Below are 17,901 nucleotides of genomic sequence, written 5' to 3'. Positions count from 1 at the left end.
TATGAGTAAATTATCACACCGACAAGTTTAAGAAAATTTCAACACAATTGATGATTGATAACCAAGAGTTAGAACAGATAAATTCGGAGACCGTTACCCGCAAGACTTTGAAAGAAATTACAGCCCCTGTTTCCGAAAACTTGTCGGAATTCAGGAGTTTTTTTAAAGAAACCATTCAATCGGATGTTTTTTTACTCGACCAAATAATCAACTACCTGTTGCGGCAAAAGGGCAAAGAGCTTCGCCCAACTCTTGTTTTTATGAGTGCCAATTTATTCGGGGAAATCAATCAGCGAAGTTATATCGCTGCAACCATGATCGAGCTTTTGCACACCGCAACCCTGATCCATGATGACGTAGTTGATGAAGCCAATAGCCGCCGGGGATTTGTAAGTATCAATAAGATTTGGAAGAACAAGGCAGGTGTACTGTTAGGTGATTATTTACTGTCAAAAGGCTTACTGATAGCGCTCGAGAATAAAGAGCATAATCTTTTAGAGGTTCAGTCACGGGCGGTGCAAAAAATGAGTGAGGGTGAATTAAGACAGCTGAAAACAGCGGGCTTATTTAACATGACTGAAGAACGGTACTTCCAGATCATTTCCGAAAAAACCGCCAGCCTGATTTCTACTTGTTGTGAGTGCGGTGCGGTTTCTGTTACCGATGATGAAGAGGTTCACCAAAAAATGAGTGATATCGGAATGTGGATTGGAATTGCTTTTCAGATTCGGGACGATCTTTTTGATTATGGCGTATATGATGTCGGCAAGCCAACCCGAAATGATATTCAGGAAAGGAAAGTTACCCTTCCATTAATAAAGGCCTTTGAACATGCGTCGAAAAAAGACGCGGCTCACATTCGGGCACTGATGAAAAAACGAAAAAAATCATCTAAGAATGTGGATGACATAGTTGAATTTGTCCATTCAAATGGAGGAATGGAATATGCAAAACAGTCGATGTATGATTATGCCAATAAAGCCATTGATGGTTTAAAATCTCTTCCGGATTCATCAGCTAAACAAGATTTTGCTGATCTGATTCATTTTGTAATTACCCGGAAAAAATAATTCTGATGGATTTCAAGCAGCACGTTTTCATATCAGACGTACACCTGGGTGCTTTCTCTTCTGAAACGAATAAACAAATTGAGCAGGACTTAATTGCCTTAATTCAATTTTGCGAAGAAAAGCATATTAAAATTCACATTCTGGGCGACCTTTTTGATTATTGGATGGAATATCCTGAGAAAGGTTTTGTGCCTGATTTGGGCAAAAATGTGTTAGATGCTTTTGAAGACTACAACAAGAATGTTTCCCCTGCCCTCTTCATTACCGGAAATCACGATAACTGGACCTTCGGGCATTTTGAAGAACGAGGTTTTGAACTGGAATCCAATTTCCGTCTAGTTGAAATAAATGAAAAACGATTTCTGTTGATGCATGGAGATGGAGTGGCTGCTAACAAAATTGATTTCCCAAGAGCTGCTTTTCACCGGCTTCTTAGAAACCCAACTTTTGTAAGCACCTATCAGAAAATACTTTCTCCTGAAACCGGCTTGGCCACCATGAAAATGTTTTCATCGCTCACAAGAAGAAGAAACAATCATAATCCGGAGCCGCTAAACAGGCAGGCTAAGAAAATATTTGAACGCCATAATCTAGATTTTATAATAAGTGGTCATGATCATGTACCAAGAGTGGAAACATTTTCCCGTGGAGACTATATAAATCTGGGAACATTTTTTAACCATCGGACACTGGCTTTGTATAACAAAGATGGAATGCAACTCGTTAAGTGGAAGGCGGCATCAAAATTTTTTTTACCTTTCGAGGGAAATAATTGAACAACATGAGCGACGACAAGAACGAACCTATCGATCATAAGCGGTACTTCAACGATCCGGAGTACAGAAAAAAAGTATTAAAAGAGCGAAAAGAGAAAGAGAAATCAGCCCCTTCAAGCTCTTCACCATCCTATCGTAAAGCATGGATTTGGACTGGAAGCATAGCCGGAGTCTTATTCCTGCTTGTTACAGGTTATGTATTCTATCTGTTCCAGGGACTTCCTTCTGCCGATGAATTTGAGAATCCTGAAACTGCCATTGCTTCTGAGGTCAGAAGCCGTGATGGTGTTACCCTTGACAAGTATTTTACTGAAAACCGGAAATGGGTTCGTTATGAAGATATCTCGCCACATGTAATTGATGCTCTTGTTGCCACTGAGGACCACCGGTTCTATACTCACTGGGGAATTGATATGTATGCTACGCTAGCTATCCCCTGGCACCTGATAAATGGCCGCTGGCAAGGTGCTTCTACCATTAGCCAGCAGCTGGCACGAAACCTGTATAAAAAAATTGGTCAGGAATTTTCGATTGCCCGGAAGTTCAGGGAAATGATTACAGCAGCTCAGCTAGAAAAGCGCTATACCAAACGTGAAATTGCCGAGATGTACCTGAACACAGTGGAGTTTCCAAACTCGACCTTCGGCATTGAAGCAGCCGCTCAAACGCATTATGGTAAACCTGCCAAGGAATTAAATATAAATGAATCGGCTATGATGGTTGGTTCGCTACAGGCTATTTACGCCTACAATCCCCGGATTTTTCCAGAGCGATCTAAACAGAGAAGAGACATTGTTCTTTCTCAGATGCATAAACGAAACTTTTTAACGGATCTGGAATATGTGACTTTGACTGAAGAGCCCATCGAACTGGATTATCATCCTCCTTTCAAGACAGGCCGCCAAAGCCGTTATTTTGGGGAATATGTTCGCCAGCAAGTTCAGCCCTGGCTGGAAGAAAATGGTTATGATCTTTACAAGGATGGACTGGTAATTTATACCACCATAGACTCAAGGTTACAACGTCATGCCGAACGGGCTGTTAAAACCAAGCTGGATTCGCTGCAAAAGATTTATGAAGATGAATGGACTTCTCCAGGTGGCGAATACATGGATAAATTCTGGAATGAGAATCCACTATTCCTTCGGCAGTTTTTACGGGAAACCGATCGTTACAAAAATGGTTTTTCTCAATACGACACCAAAATTGAAAAAGTCGTTTTTGACTCCCTGTTTGCAGACACTGCTTTTGTAGACTCTGTGAAAAGAGCAAGAACCAAGCTTGAATCAGGTTTTGTGGCGATTGAACCCAGCAACGGTAAAGTATTAGCATGGGTTGGAGGAACGGACTACGGGAATGTCCAATATGATCATGTCTATCAATCCCGACGGCAAGCTGGTTCTACCTTTAAACCATTTGTGTATGCAGTAGCTATTGATAATGGATATAAGCCATATCATAAGTTTTCCAAGTTTCCCGTCACCTTTCGTGACCGGGCTGGCAAAATATGGAATCCTAAAGATGAATCGGTTCATGATGGTCCGATCAATGTATCTTTAAGAGAAGCCCTGGCACGAAGTATGAATAATGTTACCGTTCGTTTGCTTCCGGAAATTGCCGGAGCTCCCGGAACAAATAAACTCTGGGAACTGGACCCTGCTGCCCGCAAAATTAAAGCAATGGCGTCCAATCTTGGTATTGATATGAGTAATACTCCTGCCTACCCTTCCATTGCGTTGGGAACAGCGGAAGTCTCGCTCCTTGAATTAACAAGTGCCTATACTACTTTTGCCAATAAAGGAGTTCATATTGAGCCCATAGCGATTACACGTATTGAGGACAGAGCAGGAAATATTCTAAAGGAATTTTATCCTGATTATACCAAAGAAGTAATCAGCCAGGAAACAGCCTATATCATTACTGATATGTTGCGTGGTGTAATCCGTGGTGGTGAAGATTTCTACGGAACCGGAGTTCGATTAAGAAATGTATATGGTGTTCGACAGGATGTGGCGGGTAAAACAGGGACCACTCAAAACAGTGCTGATAACTGGTTTGTGGCCATGATGCCTCACATTGTAATGGGCGCCTGGGTAGGTGGTGCCGACCGCAGAATTCGTTTCCCTGAAGACACTTATATAGGTCAGGGTGCCCGTTCTGCACTTCCAATTGTCGGAACTTTTATCAACTACGCAACTGCAGATGATGAGGCGTACTGGAAGTATGATGCCTTCGATCCACCGCCGGGATTTGTAATGCCAGAAGACCCTGATAAAACTCAAAATGAGCTGGTTAAAGATAAAGACAAAGGACGTATAGGCTGGTAATCATTACCGGCCTTCATCCAGCCAATGTATAATATTCAGTAAAAATTGCAGGTTCTGCGGAGCCAGGTTTTCGTTATTGAGCCCAAACTTAAATTCCCCTTGTGCATTGGTAATCTTTTGAGCGGTGAACATAGCGGCTTCTCCAAAAACGGCTAACCGTCCCTCCCCATACTCCATTATTGCCCCCTGAGTATATCCTGTAAGGTCTACTGTTTTAGTAGTATCTGAAAACTGCCAGGCTATCTCAGGTTCCAGGCTACGATCTCCTTCTTTGAAAACCATGACTGGCGATGCTTTCGAAGGATACTTAAAGGCCGAACCTGTAAAGGAAGTTACCGAAGTAATTCCATCTGTAACAGCACTCGGCTTCAGCCTGTCATTTTCCAGGCTGAAAATGTCTGGAGTATTTCCCTCTTTATTCAACTGGGCAAACCCATTACTGAATTCGAATCCAAAAGCTTTGGCCAGACTTGAAGCTGCTCCCGGAAATGGCATATGATCGGCTATGAGGAAAAGACGACCTCCTTTATCAACCCAGTCTCTGATAGTGTCAACTTCTTGATCAGAATAAACCGGAGGATTCGGAAGTTGCCAATTGCCAAGATTACTTTTATGAAGCGGATTCACTGTTAGGTAAATATCGCAGGTTTCCAGTTTCTTTTCATCTTCCGCTGGTTCGGGAAAAGCTACTGTTTGATACCCATCTTTTCTAAGTATATAGGCTGTGGGAGCAAATCCTCCATTCAGTGTGTGAAAATTATTATGCGCCGAATCAAAACATATTACAGGTCCTTCGCCTGCCTCATAGTAAGGTGTATCAATATTAATCGTAAAAGAGGTATCGGGTTGTTGCTGAGCCAGGCTGATAAGCGGCATAAGCGCAAAAAACGGAAGGCAGATAAATCTCATGGGAATTATTTATTTAGTTACTACTACCAATATAGTATATATCACAAATAAAAAAGCCGATGTTCCCACCGGCTTCTTAACACTAAATAATAAATGGTGTCAGAATCAGGCTTCTTCTACAGATTCTGCCAACAATGTGAGTTTGTTGTTATTAACTTCAACAAATCCACCGGAGATCGAAAAGTTTGAATCTCCATCATTCTTACGCACCAGTACGTTCCCTTTTTCCAAAGTAGAAACAATAGGCGCGTGATTTGCCTTGACTTCAAAACTGCCCTGTGTTCCAGGTAACTTCACTCCTGTTACTTCTCCCTCAAATAGAGATCCGTTTGGAGTTAAAATTTGTGCATTAAATGTGCTCATGAAAATACCTGATTGATTTAAGCAGCTTCTTCTTTCTCGGCTTCAGCAAGTAACTTCTCGCCTTTCTGAATAGCTTCATTAATATCTCCAACCATGTAGAATGCATTCTCTGGAAGGTGATCAAGTTCACCGTCAAGAATCATCTTGAAGCCTTTCACGGTTTCATCCACCTTCACATACACCCCTGGCTGACCTGTAAACTGCTCGGCCACGTGGAAGTTCTGTGACAAGAAACGCTGAACACGACGGGCACGGTGTACAACCTGCTTGTCTTCATCAGAAAGTTCATCCATACCCAGAATGGCAATAATATCCTGAAGGTCTTTGTAGTTCTGAAGCAGACGCGTTACACGATTGGCAATTTCATAATGCTCTTGTCCCACAACTTTAGGATCCAGAATGGTAGAAGATGAATCCAAAGGATCAACCGCTGGATAAATACCAATCTGTGTTAATGCACGGGAAAGTACCGTTGTTGCATCAAGGTGAGTAAAGGTTGTTGCCGGAGCAGGGTCAGTCAAGTCATCGGCAGGCACATACACAGCCTGAACCGAAGTAATAGATCCGTTTTTGGTAGAAGTAATACGCTCCTGAAGGTCACCCATCTCAGTAGCCAATGTAGGCTGATAACCTACCGCTGAAGGCATCCGTCCCAGAAGTGCAGACACCTCGGAACCGGCCTGGGTAAACCGGAAAATATTATCAATAAAGAGCAGGATGTCCCGGGATACTTCATCACGGAAATACTCGGCTACTGTTAGTCCGGAAAGTGCTACTCGTGCACGGGCTCCCGGAGGTTCGTTCATCTGACCGAATACAAGCGTAGCCTGAGATTCTTTTAATTTCGTTTTATCTACTTTGGAAAGGTCCCAATTCCCTTCTTCCATAGATTCTTTGAATTCATCGCCATAGTTAATAATACCAGACTCGATAAATTCACGGAGAAGGTCATTACCTTCACGCGTACGCTCACCAACTCCGGCAAATACAGAAAGCCCACCGTGCTGCTTCGCAATATTGTTAATCAACTCCTGAATCAGTACGGTTTTACCTACACCGGCACCACCGAACAACCCAATTTTACCACCCTTGGCATACGGGCAAAGCAGGTCAACAACTTTAATGCCTGTTTCAAGCATCTCAGTTGAAGTTGCAAGCTGATCAAAAGCTGGAGCTTGTCGGTGAATAGGATATGAATTCTTTCCTTCCGGAGCATCAATCCCATCAATAGATTCACCCACTACATTAAATAGTCGGCCTCGGATATCTTCTCCCACCGGCATTGAAATAGCTTTTTCGGTATCAACAACTTCCATTCCGCGAACAAGCCCGTCGGTAGAGTCCATCGCGATGGTACGCACACGATTTTCACCAAGGTGTTGAGCTACTTCGAGAGTTAGGGTTGAACCGTCCGTCATTTTAATCTCAAGAGCGTTGAGAACAGCCGGAGTTTTACTTTCAGAAAAATCAACATCAACTACAGGTCCAATTACCTGCGCTACAGTTCCTTTATTCATGTGCTATATCGCGATTTTGTTAGTTTTGCTTTGATGAATTAGTAGCCTTAATTATGCACTACTGCAAAGGCTGGTAAAGATAGGCAGATACATAAAGAGAGGCAATCAAAATTCTTATGAAATGTTTCGCCTCTTACTCACACAAAAATGTGATGCTAAGTTACCGCAAAAGGTTTTAACCTTAGATAGTCTGTTAAACATTAATCATCTGCTATATGAAAATAAATATCTTTCCTTTTCTAATAATCATCCCCACCCTATTTTTTCTTTCCGGTTGTGTAACACCTGAGCCAATCTCTTTATTAAAAGGAACTGAAGAACAACAGCGTTTCTGGCATCAGGGGCAAGAATTCCTGACACAATCTAAAGGTGGGATAACTGTAGAACTTACGTACGATCGCGAAGTTGGCGATTATTACGTTTTTGATATGGGAGTTTATAATGAATCTGAGACTGAGCTTAATGTAGATCCTGAAAAGTATTTTTACAGACCTGTTATGATGCAGAAAGACTCTATGAAAATTGTGAAAGCTGAGAACCCGGAAGAACATTTACTCGAGATTGATAAGAAACTTTCCAGGTTGCAAGCTGAGGAAATAAATCAAAGCATAAGCTCAGCTCTGCTTACTACAGCAGAAATAACTATGTCGGTAGCAGCTGAAGTCAGCGATATGAGTCAGGATAAGAAAAACGAAATGTACAGAGCCCATCAGGAAGACCGTTTTTACAGAAGCTATCAGGCAGCAGAAATAGAATACGACCAGCTTGATACCCAGCAACAGCGAGAATATTGGAAAACTCAAACGCTAAGGAAAACAACTCTCTTACCTGATAATTATATAACGGGTAAAACTTTTTTCAGAAAAACACTAAAAGCTGATGAAGTAATTCTTTACCTGCCTTTAAACGATGAAATATTCTCTTTTAAATACAACCAAAAACTGGTTGAGGTTGAGTAGTCTCTTTTTTTATAAGACAATAATAGCCTGAGATTTTATTAGCGTAAAAATTCAGGATATTTCTTATTCCAACCTCAATGTTGAATAACTAACTTTAATTAAGAAATTGAATCTATGAATATCCTCTTCTTTGCTCTGTCTCTATTTTCTGCCATGTTCACTCCAACAGATTCTATTATGGTTTCTTCAGATGTTGAGGAGGTTACCGTTTTCAGGCAGCAGGCACAGATACAGCGCATAGCTGATGTGAACCTAAAAGCCGGAAAGAATATTATCGTTTTTAAAAAACTCACTTCTGCAATCAATCAAAATAGCATTCAACTTAAAGCAGATGGAAAATTCACCGTACTATCCATCACTCAGAGATATAATTATTTTACCAGTCAGCAAAAGAACCCGGCTATTATTGAACTTGAGAACCAGCGGGATACACTTCAACAACAAATAAACTTTCTGAGTTCTGACCGTAATGTTATACAACGTGAGATTAGGTTGCTGGAAGGCACAACGGCCATCGTTGATAATAATGAACTAACTGCAGCTGAGCTGACACAGTTTCTGGATCTTTACCGTGAACGGGCTACTAAACTTGAGAGAGAGCAAATTACTATTAATCAAAAGATCAATATTAAGCAGAATGAATTAAACAAAATCAGTGCGCAACTAAGAGAATTAAACAGTGGGCAAAGAGAACGTTTTTCTGAAGTGATTGCTGAAGTTAGCTCAGATCAGGACCAAACCTTGACATTTTTCCTTAGTTATTTGGTTCGATCGGCGGGCTGGACTCCGTCTTATGATGTAAGATCGGAAGGCATTTCATCACCAATAAACATACACTACAAGGCAGAGGTCTACCAAAACACAGGAGTGGATTGGGATGATGTAAATCTAACCATAAATTCCGGTAATCCTGCGGCCAATGCGACATTACCCAACATCTCTACTACCTACGTAGATTTTATTGAAACGCTACCCCCACAGGCTAAACAAAGAGCACTAAGTGAAGTTGTGGTAACCGGATATTCAGAAGCTGATGCTCTCATGGAAGCAGAAAGGGCACTGCCTGCCCCACCTCCTGTTGAAGAAATGGAAAGCCAAACTTCATTCAGTTATAAAATAAATACACCATACTCGGTTCCATCAGACGGAAAAGCACATACTGTTGAAATTAAACGAGCAGAAGTTGATACCGATTACTCCTATTCCACCATACCTAAGTATTCTCCCTATGCTTTCCTGATTGGAAAGATGTCGAACTGGGATGATCTTAATTTAATTGCCGGAGAGGCTAACATCTATTTTGAAAACAGTTTTATCGGTACTACCCGAATTAACCCCAATTCTTTTAATGACACTCTTTCCGTTTCACTTGGGCGGGATGAAAGCATCGTAATTGAACGAACTAAGCTCCGGGATTTTGAAGAACGGAATTTCTTTGGAAACAGAGTACGTGAGAAAAATGCCTGGGAAATCAATATCAGAAATACAAAGTCAGAGACAATCACAATAACTATTCAAGACCAGCTTCCTGTTTCCAGAAACGAAGATATTAAGGTAGAAGCTAATCGCATTTCTGGCGGAACCCTGGACAAACAAACAGGTATAGTAACCTGGACAATAACCCTTGCTCCCAAAAGCTCTGAATCCGTGCAATTCGGCTATCAGGTCGAGTATCCCTCAAATCAGCAAATCAGATACTAAAATTCTGCTAAAAGAGTATACTTACATTAGCAACTCCCCTGTTAAAATTTTATCTTTACAAGCTATTGAGCCGCGCCTAAAACCGTGGCTCGTTTTATTGCATCATCCATAGCATGAAGGTGACGGAAATCACCTTTTTTTGTAGCAGGCAACCCCAATTTAAAAACTCGACTCCTTTGGAAACTGAATTATCAGAACGCTCGGTAAGTGTAGACATTCTTATAAACTTTGATGAGAATCAAAAGCTGGATTATGACCAGGCCAATGAACTGGAACCCAGAGAACGTGCACAGGTCCGTGAATACGTTCAGAATATTTTACGCAAGCGCAGCTATTTGGATTTTTTGATTGATGAATTTTCCAGCGTTTCTGTAGCTGAAATGAAGCCCGGATTAAAGAATATACTCCGGTTGGCTATTTATGATATGCTGTTTATGGACAGCACCCCTGATTATGCCGCTATTAATGAAGCTGTCGAAATTGCTAAAATGAAACTCGGTTCTAAAACCGGTGACTTAGTGAATGCCATCATGCGAAATTTACAGCGTGATCGCGAGAAACTTCCTAAACCAGCATTCAAGGATCGCAACAAACTGGTAGCTACTACTTTCTCTCACCCCGAGTGGATGGTAGAACGATGGAGAAAGCGTTTTGGGGAACGTGAAGCCTTCCAGCTTATGCAAGCTAACAACACCAGACCACATTACTATGTGAGAGTTAATACCCTGAGAACCAAGCCGGAAAATTTTGAGCTCCGCCTGGAGAAGATGGATGTAGTAGCAGAACCAAGCAATTGGCTGCCTTACTATTATAAGGTCGAGTCTGTTCAACCTTTTATCGAAAAGGGACTATTGAGTAAAGGAATTTGTCTGGTTCAGGATATTGCAGCCGGATTCGCTCCTACTATTTTGGATCCTCAACCCGGTGAAAAAGTGTTTGACCTTTGTGCTGCCCCTGGTACAAAGTCGATTATGATGGCTGACCTGATGCAGGCAGAAGGCGAAATTCTCTCTGTAGATATTTCTTCTCCAAGATTAGAGAAACTGGCCGAAAGTGCGCTTAACTATGGGGCTGAGAATATAAAAATACGCCGAGGAGATGTACTTGAAGTCTCTCTCGGACTGGCAGATGCCGTTCTTTTAGACGCACCTTGTACAGGTACCGGTGTTCTGAGTAAACGAGCCGACCTGCGCTGGAGACGTGACGAAGAAGGATTAAAAAACGCAGTTGAGCTTCAGGAGCAGTTGCTGGAAGAAGCTGCCAACATGGTGAAGCGTGGTGGACGTTTGGTATACAGCACCTGTTCACTTGAGCCGGAAGAGAATATGGAGCAAATCACCAAGTTCCTTGAAAAGTACGACAACTTTGAACTCGAGCCGCTGGAAGACTACCTGCCGGAAGAAGTACTGGCTGAAGAAGGTAAAGCCTATCAAACATTCCCGCATAAGCATGGATGTGACGGTCACTTTGGTGTACTCCTTAAACGAGTTAAATAATAAGTTTACAAACAATCGCTCCAACGCAGAGCGTGTAGAGCGAGGCTTTATTAATACATTCAACCATAGTAAACTGGTTCCGCACGCTCTGCGTCGGAACCAATTAGTTTAAATAACTGAAGTTTTGAGTAAAGAAATTCCCGCACAATACGACGCCTCTAAAGTTGAGGATAAATGGTATGCCTACTGGATGGAGAATAACTATTTCCATTCTGAACCGGATGAACGAGAATCTTTCACCGTAGTTATCCCTCCTCCCAATGTTACCGGTGTGCTCCATATGGGACACATGCTGAACAATACCATTCAGGACGTTCTGGTTCGCCGCGCCCGAATGCAGGGCTATAACGCCTGCTGGGTTCCCGGAACCGACCATGCCTCCATTGCCACAGAAGCAAAAGTAGTACGCAAACTTCGCTCAAAGGGAATTACCAAAAAAGACCTGTCCCGCGAGGAGTTTCTGGAACATGCCTGGGAATGGACCCATGAGCATGGGGGAATTATCCTTGAGCAATTGAAAAAGCTGGGAGCCAGTTGCGACTGGAATCGTACGGCTTTCACTATGGATGAGGATTATTCGGAAAGCGTGATTGATGTATTTATCGATCTGCATGAGAAAGGTAAAATCTATCGTGGTGAGCGAATGATTAACTGGGACCCTGCTGCCCAAACCACACTGAGTGATGAAGAGGTGATTCATAAAGAAGTGGATTCCAAGCTCTATCACGTTCGGTATAAGATTGTGGGTGAAGATGAGTATGTAACCATCGCTACTACCCGACCAGAAACCATTTTAGGTGATACCGCAGTTTGTGTAAATCCCAATGATAAGCGCTATAAACAACTGCACGGGAAAAAAGTGATTGTGCCTTTGATCAATCGTGAAATTCCCGTTATTCAGGATGATTATGTGGATATGGAATTCGGAACCGGTTGCCTTAAAATCACTCCTGCTCATGATGTTAATGACTATGAAATTGGTCAAAAACACAGCCTTGCAACCATCGACGTGCTGAATGCCGATGGCACCATGAGCGAAGCAGCTCAGCTATACATAGGTGAAGACCGTTTTGACGTTCGCAAGAAAATTGCCAGCGATCTGGAAGAAGCTGGACATCTCTTAGAAGTTGAAAACTATAAAAACAAAGTGGGCTTTTCAGAACGAACTGATGTACCCATTGAGCCCCGCCTGTCACTCCAATGGTGGGTGGATATGGATCAGCTCAGTAAGCCGGCTCTCGAAAACGTGATGGACGATACGGTTGAATTTCATCCCGCAAAGTTCAAAAACTCTTATCGACACTGGATGGAAAACATCCGCGACTGGAACATTAGCCGGCAGCTTTGGTGGGGACATCGCATACCCGTTTATTATTTTGGTGAAGGCCATGATGATTATGTGGTTGCTAAATCTGAAGAAGAAGCCCTTTCTAAAGCCCGGGAAAAATCAGGAAATGCTGGCTTAAAAGCTTCTGACCTTAAGCAGGATGAAGATGTACTGGACACTTGGTTTTCTTCCTGGCTATGGCCCATTTCTGTATTTGATCCGGAGTATATCCGAACTGGTAAAGCCAATAAAGAACTTCAGTACTACTATCCAACCAAAGATCTGGTTACTGCTCCTGAGATTATGTTCCTGTGGGTAGCACGAATGATTGTGTCCGGGTATGAATACATGGATGACAAACCCTTCGACAATGTGTATTACACCGGTATTGTAAGGGATAAAAAAGGTCGAAAGATGAGCAAGAGCCTTGGGAATTCTCCTGATCCACTGGAGCTCATTAAGAAGTACGGAGCCGATGGAATCCGGATGGGAATGCTATTTGCGACTCCGGCCGGTAACGACCTGCCTTTTGATGAAAAACTTTGCGAACAAGGCAGGAACTTCTGTAATAAAATTTGGAATGCCTTCCGTTTCCTCACCTTGAATATGGAAGCTGGAGTGAAATATGAGCCTACACTGGAAATCAACAAAGATGATATTTCAGACCGATGGATGGCGGCCCGCATTCAGCAAACCATTCAGGAAGTTAATAAGGACTTCGACAACTACAAGCTGAACGATGCCCTCAAAAAAGTATATTCCCTGATCTGGGATGACTTCTGTGACTGGTATATCGAATTGGCAAAACCTGAGGTATACGGTGAGAAAATCCCTGTTGATAAACTGAATACCGCACTCGGCTTCTTCGAGCAGCTTATGAAGCTCCTCCATCCTTTCATGCCGTTTATCAGCGAAGAAATTTATCAGCATATTCAGGAAAGAAGTGCAGAAGAAGCGCTCCTCATTTCTGAATGGCCTGAGGCCGATGAATCGAAATTGAATGAAGCTGACATTAAGCTTTTTGGCACCCTGCAACAGATGGTTTCTTCCCTCAGAAATATTCGCTCCGAAGTAAATGTTTCGCCTAAAGAAGAACTTGATGTATTGATCAGTACTAAAGAGCAGTCTACTGCTGAGTCCATTCTGAAAAATAAAATTGTGCTTCAGAAGCTGGAAAGTATTCAGTCATTAACGGTTTCAACTGGTATTGATAAACCAAAAGTTTACTCCTCTTCTATTGTGGATGGAAACGAAATTTTTGTTCCGCTGGATGGACTGGTTGATTTTGAAAAAGAAAGAGAGAGAATTCAGAAAGAGATTGATCGACTCGAAGGATTCCTGTCTGGTATCGAGAAAAAGCTCGCAAATAAAGGGTTTATAAATAATGCCCCCGAAAACGTCGTTGAACTTGAAAAGAAAAAGAAAGCCGATACAGAAGACAGTCTGGCTAAACTGCGTGAGCAGCTAAAAGATTTTGAAGGATAACCACGGCTTTACATTATTAGTGGTTAAAGCATCATTTTTATGAAAACATTTTCACTTCCATCTGAAGAACCTAAAGGAAGGCCTGATTTTCTTTCAGGGCTTAATAAACAGCAGAAGCAGGCCGTCACCCATACCGATGGCCCACTGCTTATTGTAGCTGGTGCCGGTTCCGGAAAAACAAGGGTATTGACTTACCGGATTGCTTATCTCCTTCAGCAGTACAAAGCAGCACCCGAACAAATTCTGGCACTTACCTTTACCAATAAGGCCGCCCGGGAAATGAAAGAAAGGATTCAGAACCTGATTGGTGATAAGGCCAAAAAACTCTGGATGGGCACCTTCCACTCTATCTTCTCCAAGATTTTGCGGTTTGAAGCCGATAAAATAGGGTTTGGTTCTGACTTCACCATTTATGACACCAGTGATTCACAAACGGTTATTAAGCAGATTCTTCAGGAACTGAACTTTGATCCCAAAGAGATCAAGCCAAAAACTATCCATAACAAGATCAGTGACTCCAAAAATCAGCTTATTGAAGCGGACATGTATCAGGATCGCTTTGTGAGCAGCACGCTGGATGACATCACTGCCCGGGTCTATAAAATCTATAACAAGCGTTTGAAGCAGAGTAACGCTATGGATTTCGATGACCTATTGGTGAAGCCTATTCAGCTATTCGAAGAGCACCCGGAAATTCTGGAAAAGTATCAGGACCGTTTTAAGTATATCCTTATTGATGAGTACCAGGATACCAACCATGCACAGTATAAAGTAACCAAGCTCTTAGCCGCCAAGTACGAAAATATCTGTGTGGTGGGTGATGATGCCCAAAGTATTTACTCTTTTCGCGGAGCTGACATCTCTAATATCCTGAACTTTAAGGAAGACTATGAGAACGCCACTCAGGTTCCTCTGGAGCAGAATTATCGTTCTACAAAAGCTATCCTGCAGTGTGCAGATTCTATTATCAAGCAGAATACCAAGCAACTGGACAAAACCCTATGGACCGAGCAGGATTATGGTGAGCGCATCACCGTTCTGGAAAACTTTGACGAACGTGATGAAGCCAATCGTGTAGCCAGCCATATTCAAAATCTGAATATCAAACATGGCTACAAGAACAATGATTTTGCTATTCTGTATCGGACGAATTATCAGTCACGTGTGTTTGAAGAAGCGCTTCGGCGCAAGGATTTAGCTTACCAGTTAGTGGGCGGGCTATCCTTCTATCAGCGTAAAGAAATCAAAGATGTGCTGGCCTATTTGACGCTTCTGGTTAATCCTCATGATGAAACCAACTTGCTTCGAATCATCAATGAACCTTCCCGTGGGATTGGTAATAAATCTATTCAGGACTTGATCAAGCAGGCCCGGGAAGAAAGCAGTTCTATCTGGAATATCATTCAGGACATTGAAGACCTTGACGTCTACAAACCAGCAAAAGCTCGCGTACGTGAGTTTGTGGATATGATTAACCGCCTTAGAAGCAACCTCGAAAACGGCGAAAGTATTATGGACACCGTGAAGGCCATGCTGGAGCAATCGGGTTATATGCGGGCACTGGTTGAAGAAAATTCTCACGAATCGATGATGCGAAGGGATAACATCATTGAACTTCAGAATGCGATCTCTTATTACGAAAAAGGAAAAGAGAAACCCTCTTTAAGTGCTTTCCTTCAGGAGATAAGTCTGATTACCGATACTGACAAGTTTGATGAAGATAAACCTGCCATCACTTTGATGACAGTTCACGCTTCTAAAGGACTTGAATTCCCTTGTGTATTCATTGTTGGACTGGAAGAAAACCTCTTCCCTATGGGCGCCCGGGATAATTTTGATGTGGATATAGAAGAGGAACGACGGTTATTTTACGTGGCTATTACGCGGGCTGAAGAACGTTTATACTTCAGTCATTGCAGAAGCCGTTTTAAATTTGGTGAAGAAATGCGTCAGGGACGTTCCCGCTTTTTGGATGAAGTTGACGCTGGAGTTGTACAGACAGAGACAGGCGCAACCATCACTCAGAAAAAAGATCGGTTCGAAAATAAATCATCAGGCAATTCTGACACAACCATAGAATACGACTGGAAACAATCTCACACAAAGAAAACCTATAAATCCCCCTCCGCTACCATTCATTATGATTATGAAGATGGGGAAGATCCTTTCCAGGTTGGTACCAAGGTAATGCACTCCAAATTTGGCCCGGGAAAGATCATTTCCAGATCAGGATTAGGAACAGATGCCAAAGTTGTTGTATTTTTCAAAAATAGAGGACAAAAAAAGTTAATGCTCAGAGCAGCACCTTTGCAGGTAATTGATTAGTAAATAGCACATTACCCCACGTTAGCTCAATAAAATTATGTACAGTAGGCAGGCTATATTTATATTTCTATTCCTGTGTTTAAGTACCGTTTCCGTGCTTGCACAACCTGTAATCACTCCAAGAAACATGGCTCTCGGAGGTGGTGGAAGTACCTACATTACCGATTATAATGCTAATTTTTATAACCCTGCTAACCTCATGATCAGAGACCGGGAAGGAAACTTCTCAATCGGAGTTGGTATCGGGGGGTTTTTCTTTAATCCTTTTCAGAATTTTGACACTCCAAATCTGCAATATGAAAATGCCCGGGATTATCTGGCTGCCTACGAATCCGGTAATATGACCTCATTTGATTCGAACCGGGATGAAATATTGGATGAGAATTATCCACGTAATGCTTCGCTCTCCAATAACACCACCCGGTACGACGCCACTATTCTTGGCATGAAATGGAAAAGAGAAAATCATTCTTTTTCGCTGGCAATCAGAACACGCACTTCCTCGAACTTTCGTGTTGGCAAGGGTTGGTATTTAAATGAATTTCAGGAAGATAGAGACGGGAATACCGTACTTGATCGAACCTTAATCCACAGATATCAGACATTGCATGAAGTCTCTTTTGGATATGCTGAGTCTTTCCAATTTTTAACAGGGTTAACCCCCCGGCTCGATAATTTCATTATCGGAATTGCTCCAAAAATTGTAGTTAGTGGAAATTACCAGAATGCGGCATGGGAAAATGTTTACGAACAGCAAGAAAATTCCATACAAAGAATTCAGTCTTTTTCCTACGATGCCACCGGGGAATTTGCTTCATCTACCCAAGCATACCTGAACGGTACCAATATTGAAAATGCCAATGCCCGCGCTTTTAATAACGACTATTTCACTTTTGACGGAGTTGGTGCCGGGTTGGATATCGGTGTTACCTATCTGCTCACTCTTGGAAATGATCTTTCTGCCATTCGTCCTGATCAGCAGCCAACCCGAAAATCTCTACGGTTGTCTTTTGCCATGACTGACATTGGCTTTGTTTCTTATAACAACAACGAACTTACGATATCTACTGACCTCGACACTACCAATAATGCTGTAGTGCCGAATACTGTCAGTAATGAAATGTTTACCGGCACCAAAGGGCAGTACATTTCTTTTATTGAACAATATGCTGAAAATAACCCTTTCCTGAATACGAACAGAAACAGAACTTCTTTCTCCTCGCTTTTACCGATGGCCGTTCATGGAGGTGCCTTGCTTGAAATAAACCGATTAAAGCTGATGGGTGATGTAAGTATCGGACTCACAAACAATGCTTTTAATTCAACCCAAATAATTTCCTCTTTTGGAATTGAACTGCGCCCCTTAAAGTTTCTGCCGTTCCGGGGCGGTGTACAGTTTAAGGCTGAACGTCCGGATTTTCTGAGTGTAGGTACAGCTATTGAAACAAAGAACTGGGATTTTTCGGTTGCCGCCCTCTTTACACCCAACTCACTCACAAATCAACCCACAATAACCGGAGTTTCGGTAGCTACCCTTCAGTTCCACTTTTAAAGACTGCCACTTTGCCCTACATTACTGACAGGCAGCGGGTGTTTCTGACGCTTTGTTTTGAGTGAATGATATGGCTTCGTATTTGCATTCTAAA

At 42.2% G+C, this 17,901-nt stretch carries 12 protein-coding genes; 9 read left to right on the top strand and 3 right to left on the bottom strand.

The features are described from left to right. The first annotated feature begins 50 nt into the window (after positions 1–50). Genes RIB15_RS12025 through RIB15_RS12015 form a run of 3 tightly spaced genes read left to right on the top strand, consistent with a single transcriptional unit; the run spans position 51 to position 4,173 of the window. Positions 51–1,070: a polyprenyl synthetase family protein gene (locus tag RIB15_RS12025; RefSeq protein WP_350202406.1), complete on the top strand. Its 1,020-nt coding sequence runs from the start codon at positions 51–53 to the stop codon at positions 1,068–1,070. A gap of 5 nt (positions 1,071–1,075) precedes the next feature. After that, positions 1,076–1,846 (top strand): UDP-2,3-diacylglucosamine diphosphatase, encoded by a 771-nt coding sequence (locus RIB15_RS12020; RefSeq protein WP_350202405.1) that lies wholly within the window; start codon positions 1,076–1,078, stop codon positions 1,844–1,846. A 5-nt stretch (positions 1,847–1,851) separates the two neighbouring features. Beyond that, a complete protein-coding gene (locus RIB15_RS12015; protein ID WP_350202404.1) occupies positions 1,852–4,173 on the top strand; it encodes a penicillin-binding protein 1A in 2,322 nt (773 codons plus the stop codon). Between the two features lie 3 nt (positions 4,174–4,176). Here the strand turns inward: RIB15_RS12015 and RIB15_RS12010 are convergent, their stop codons facing one another. From RIB15_RS12010 to atpD, 3 genes are all read right to left on the bottom strand, one after another. Further along, positions 4,177–5,082, bottom strand: a complete 906-nt coding sequence (locus RIB15_RS12010) for a DUF4350 domain-containing protein (protein ID WP_350202403.1) — start codon at positions 5,080–5,082, stop codon at positions 4,177–4,179. Between the two features lie 105 nt (positions 5,083–5,187). Continuing rightward, on the bottom strand, positions 5,188–5,445 hold the full coding sequence (atpC, locus tag RIB15_RS12005; RefSeq protein ID WP_350202402.1) for an ATP synthase F1 subunit epsilon: 258 nt from the start codon (positions 5,443–5,445) through the stop codon (positions 5,188–5,190). A 17-nt stretch (positions 5,446–5,462) separates the two neighbouring features. Then, positions 5,463–6,962 (bottom strand): F0F1 ATP synthase subunit beta, encoded by a 1,500-nt coding sequence (gene atpD / locus RIB15_RS12000; RefSeq protein WP_350202401.1) that lies wholly within the window; start codon positions 6,960–6,962, stop codon positions 5,463–5,465. A 215-nt stretch (positions 6,963–7,177) separates the two neighbouring features. On the opposite strand from atpD, the gene RIB15_RS11995 reads away from it, so the two are divergent. The 6 genes from RIB15_RS11995 to RIB15_RS11970 all read left to right on the top strand — a co-directional run bounded on the left by RIB15_RS11995 (position 7,178) and on the right by RIB15_RS11970 (position 17,807). Continuing rightward, positions 7,178–7,921, top strand: coding sequence for a hypothetical protein (locus RIB15_RS11995; RefSeq protein ID WP_350202400.1), 744 nt, complete (start codon positions 7,178–7,180; stop codon positions 7,919–7,921). A gap of 114 nt (positions 7,922–8,035) precedes the next feature. Continuing rightward, complete coding sequence (locus tag RIB15_RS11990) at positions 8,036–9,622, top strand: DUF4139 domain-containing protein (protein ID WP_350202399.1); 1,587 nt, start codon at positions 8,036–8,038, stop codon at positions 9,620–9,622. A gap of 176 nt (positions 9,623–9,798) precedes the next feature. After that, positions 9,799–11,118, top strand: a complete 1,320-nt coding sequence (rsmB, locus tag RIB15_RS11985) for a 16S rRNA (cytosine(967)-C(5))-methyltransferase RsmB (RefSeq protein WP_350202398.1) — start codon at positions 9,799–9,801, stop codon at positions 11,116–11,118. 190 nt (positions 11,119–11,308) lie between these two features. Next, positions 11,309–13,930: a valine--tRNA ligase gene (locus tag RIB15_RS11980; RefSeq protein WP_502881379.1), complete on the top strand. Its 2,622-nt coding sequence runs from the start codon at positions 11,309–11,311 to the stop codon at positions 13,928–13,930. A gap of 39 nt (positions 13,931–13,969) precedes the next feature. Continuing rightward, on the top strand, positions 13,970–16,255 hold the full coding sequence (locus tag RIB15_RS11975; protein ID WP_350202396.1) for an ATP-dependent helicase: 2,286 nt from the start codon (positions 13,970–13,972) through the stop codon (positions 16,253–16,255). A 94-nt stretch (positions 16,256–16,349) separates the two neighbouring features. Continuing rightward, a complete protein-coding gene (locus RIB15_RS11970; RefSeq protein WP_350202395.1) occupies positions 16,350–17,807 on the top strand; it encodes a DUF5723 family protein in 1,458 nt (485 codons plus the stop codon). Positions 17,808–17,901: the final 94 nt, after the last annotated feature.

Source organism: Gracilimonas sp. (assembly GCF_040218225.1).
Taxonomy (GTDB): domain Bacteria; phylum Bacteroidota; class Rhodothermia; order Balneolales; family Balneolaceae; genus Gracilimonas.
The sequence above is the reverse complement of the archived record's forward strand: the minus strand, read 5'-3'. Positions and strand labels throughout refer to the sequence as shown.

Excerpts from the sequence above, each read along its gene's own strand:
- RIB15_RS12020 (WP_350202405.1), top strand. The coding sequence starts at position 1,076 with ATGGATTTCAAGCAGCACGTTTTCATATCAGACGTACACCTGGGTGCT.
- RIB15_RS11980 (WP_502881379.1), top strand. The coding sequence starts at position 11,309 with ATGGAGAATAACTATTTCCATTCTGAACCGGATGAACGAGAATCTTTC.
- RIB15_RS11975 (WP_350202396.1), top strand. The coding sequence starts at position 13,970 with ATGAAAACATTTTCACTTCCATCTGAAGAACCTAAAGGAAGGCCTGAT.
- RIB15_RS11990 (WP_350202399.1), top strand. The coding sequence starts at position 8,036 with ATGAATATCCTCTTCTTTGCTCTGTCTCTATTTTCTGCCATGTTCACT.
- RIB15_RS11995 (WP_350202400.1), top strand. The coding sequence starts at position 7,178 with ATGAAAATAAATATCTTTCCTTTTCTAATAATCATCCCCACCCTATTT.
- atpC (WP_350202402.1), bottom strand. The coding sequence starts at position 5,445 with ATGAGCACATTTAATGCACAAATTTTAACTCCAAACGGATCTCTATTT.
- RIB15_RS12015 (WP_350202404.1), top strand. The coding sequence starts at position 1,852 with ATGAGCGACGACAAGAACGAACCTATCGATCATAAGCGGTACTTCAAC.
- RIB15_RS12010 (WP_350202403.1), bottom strand. The coding sequence starts at position 5,082 with ATGAGATTTATCTGCCTTCCGTTTTTTGCGCTTATGCCGCTTATCAGC.
- RIB15_RS12025 (WP_350202406.1), top strand. The coding sequence starts at position 51 with ATGATTGATAACCAAGAGTTAGAACAGATAAATTCGGAGACCGTTACC.
- atpD (WP_350202401.1), bottom strand. The coding sequence starts at position 6,962 with ATGAATAAAGGAACTGTAGCGCAGGTAATTGGACCTGTAGTTGATGTT.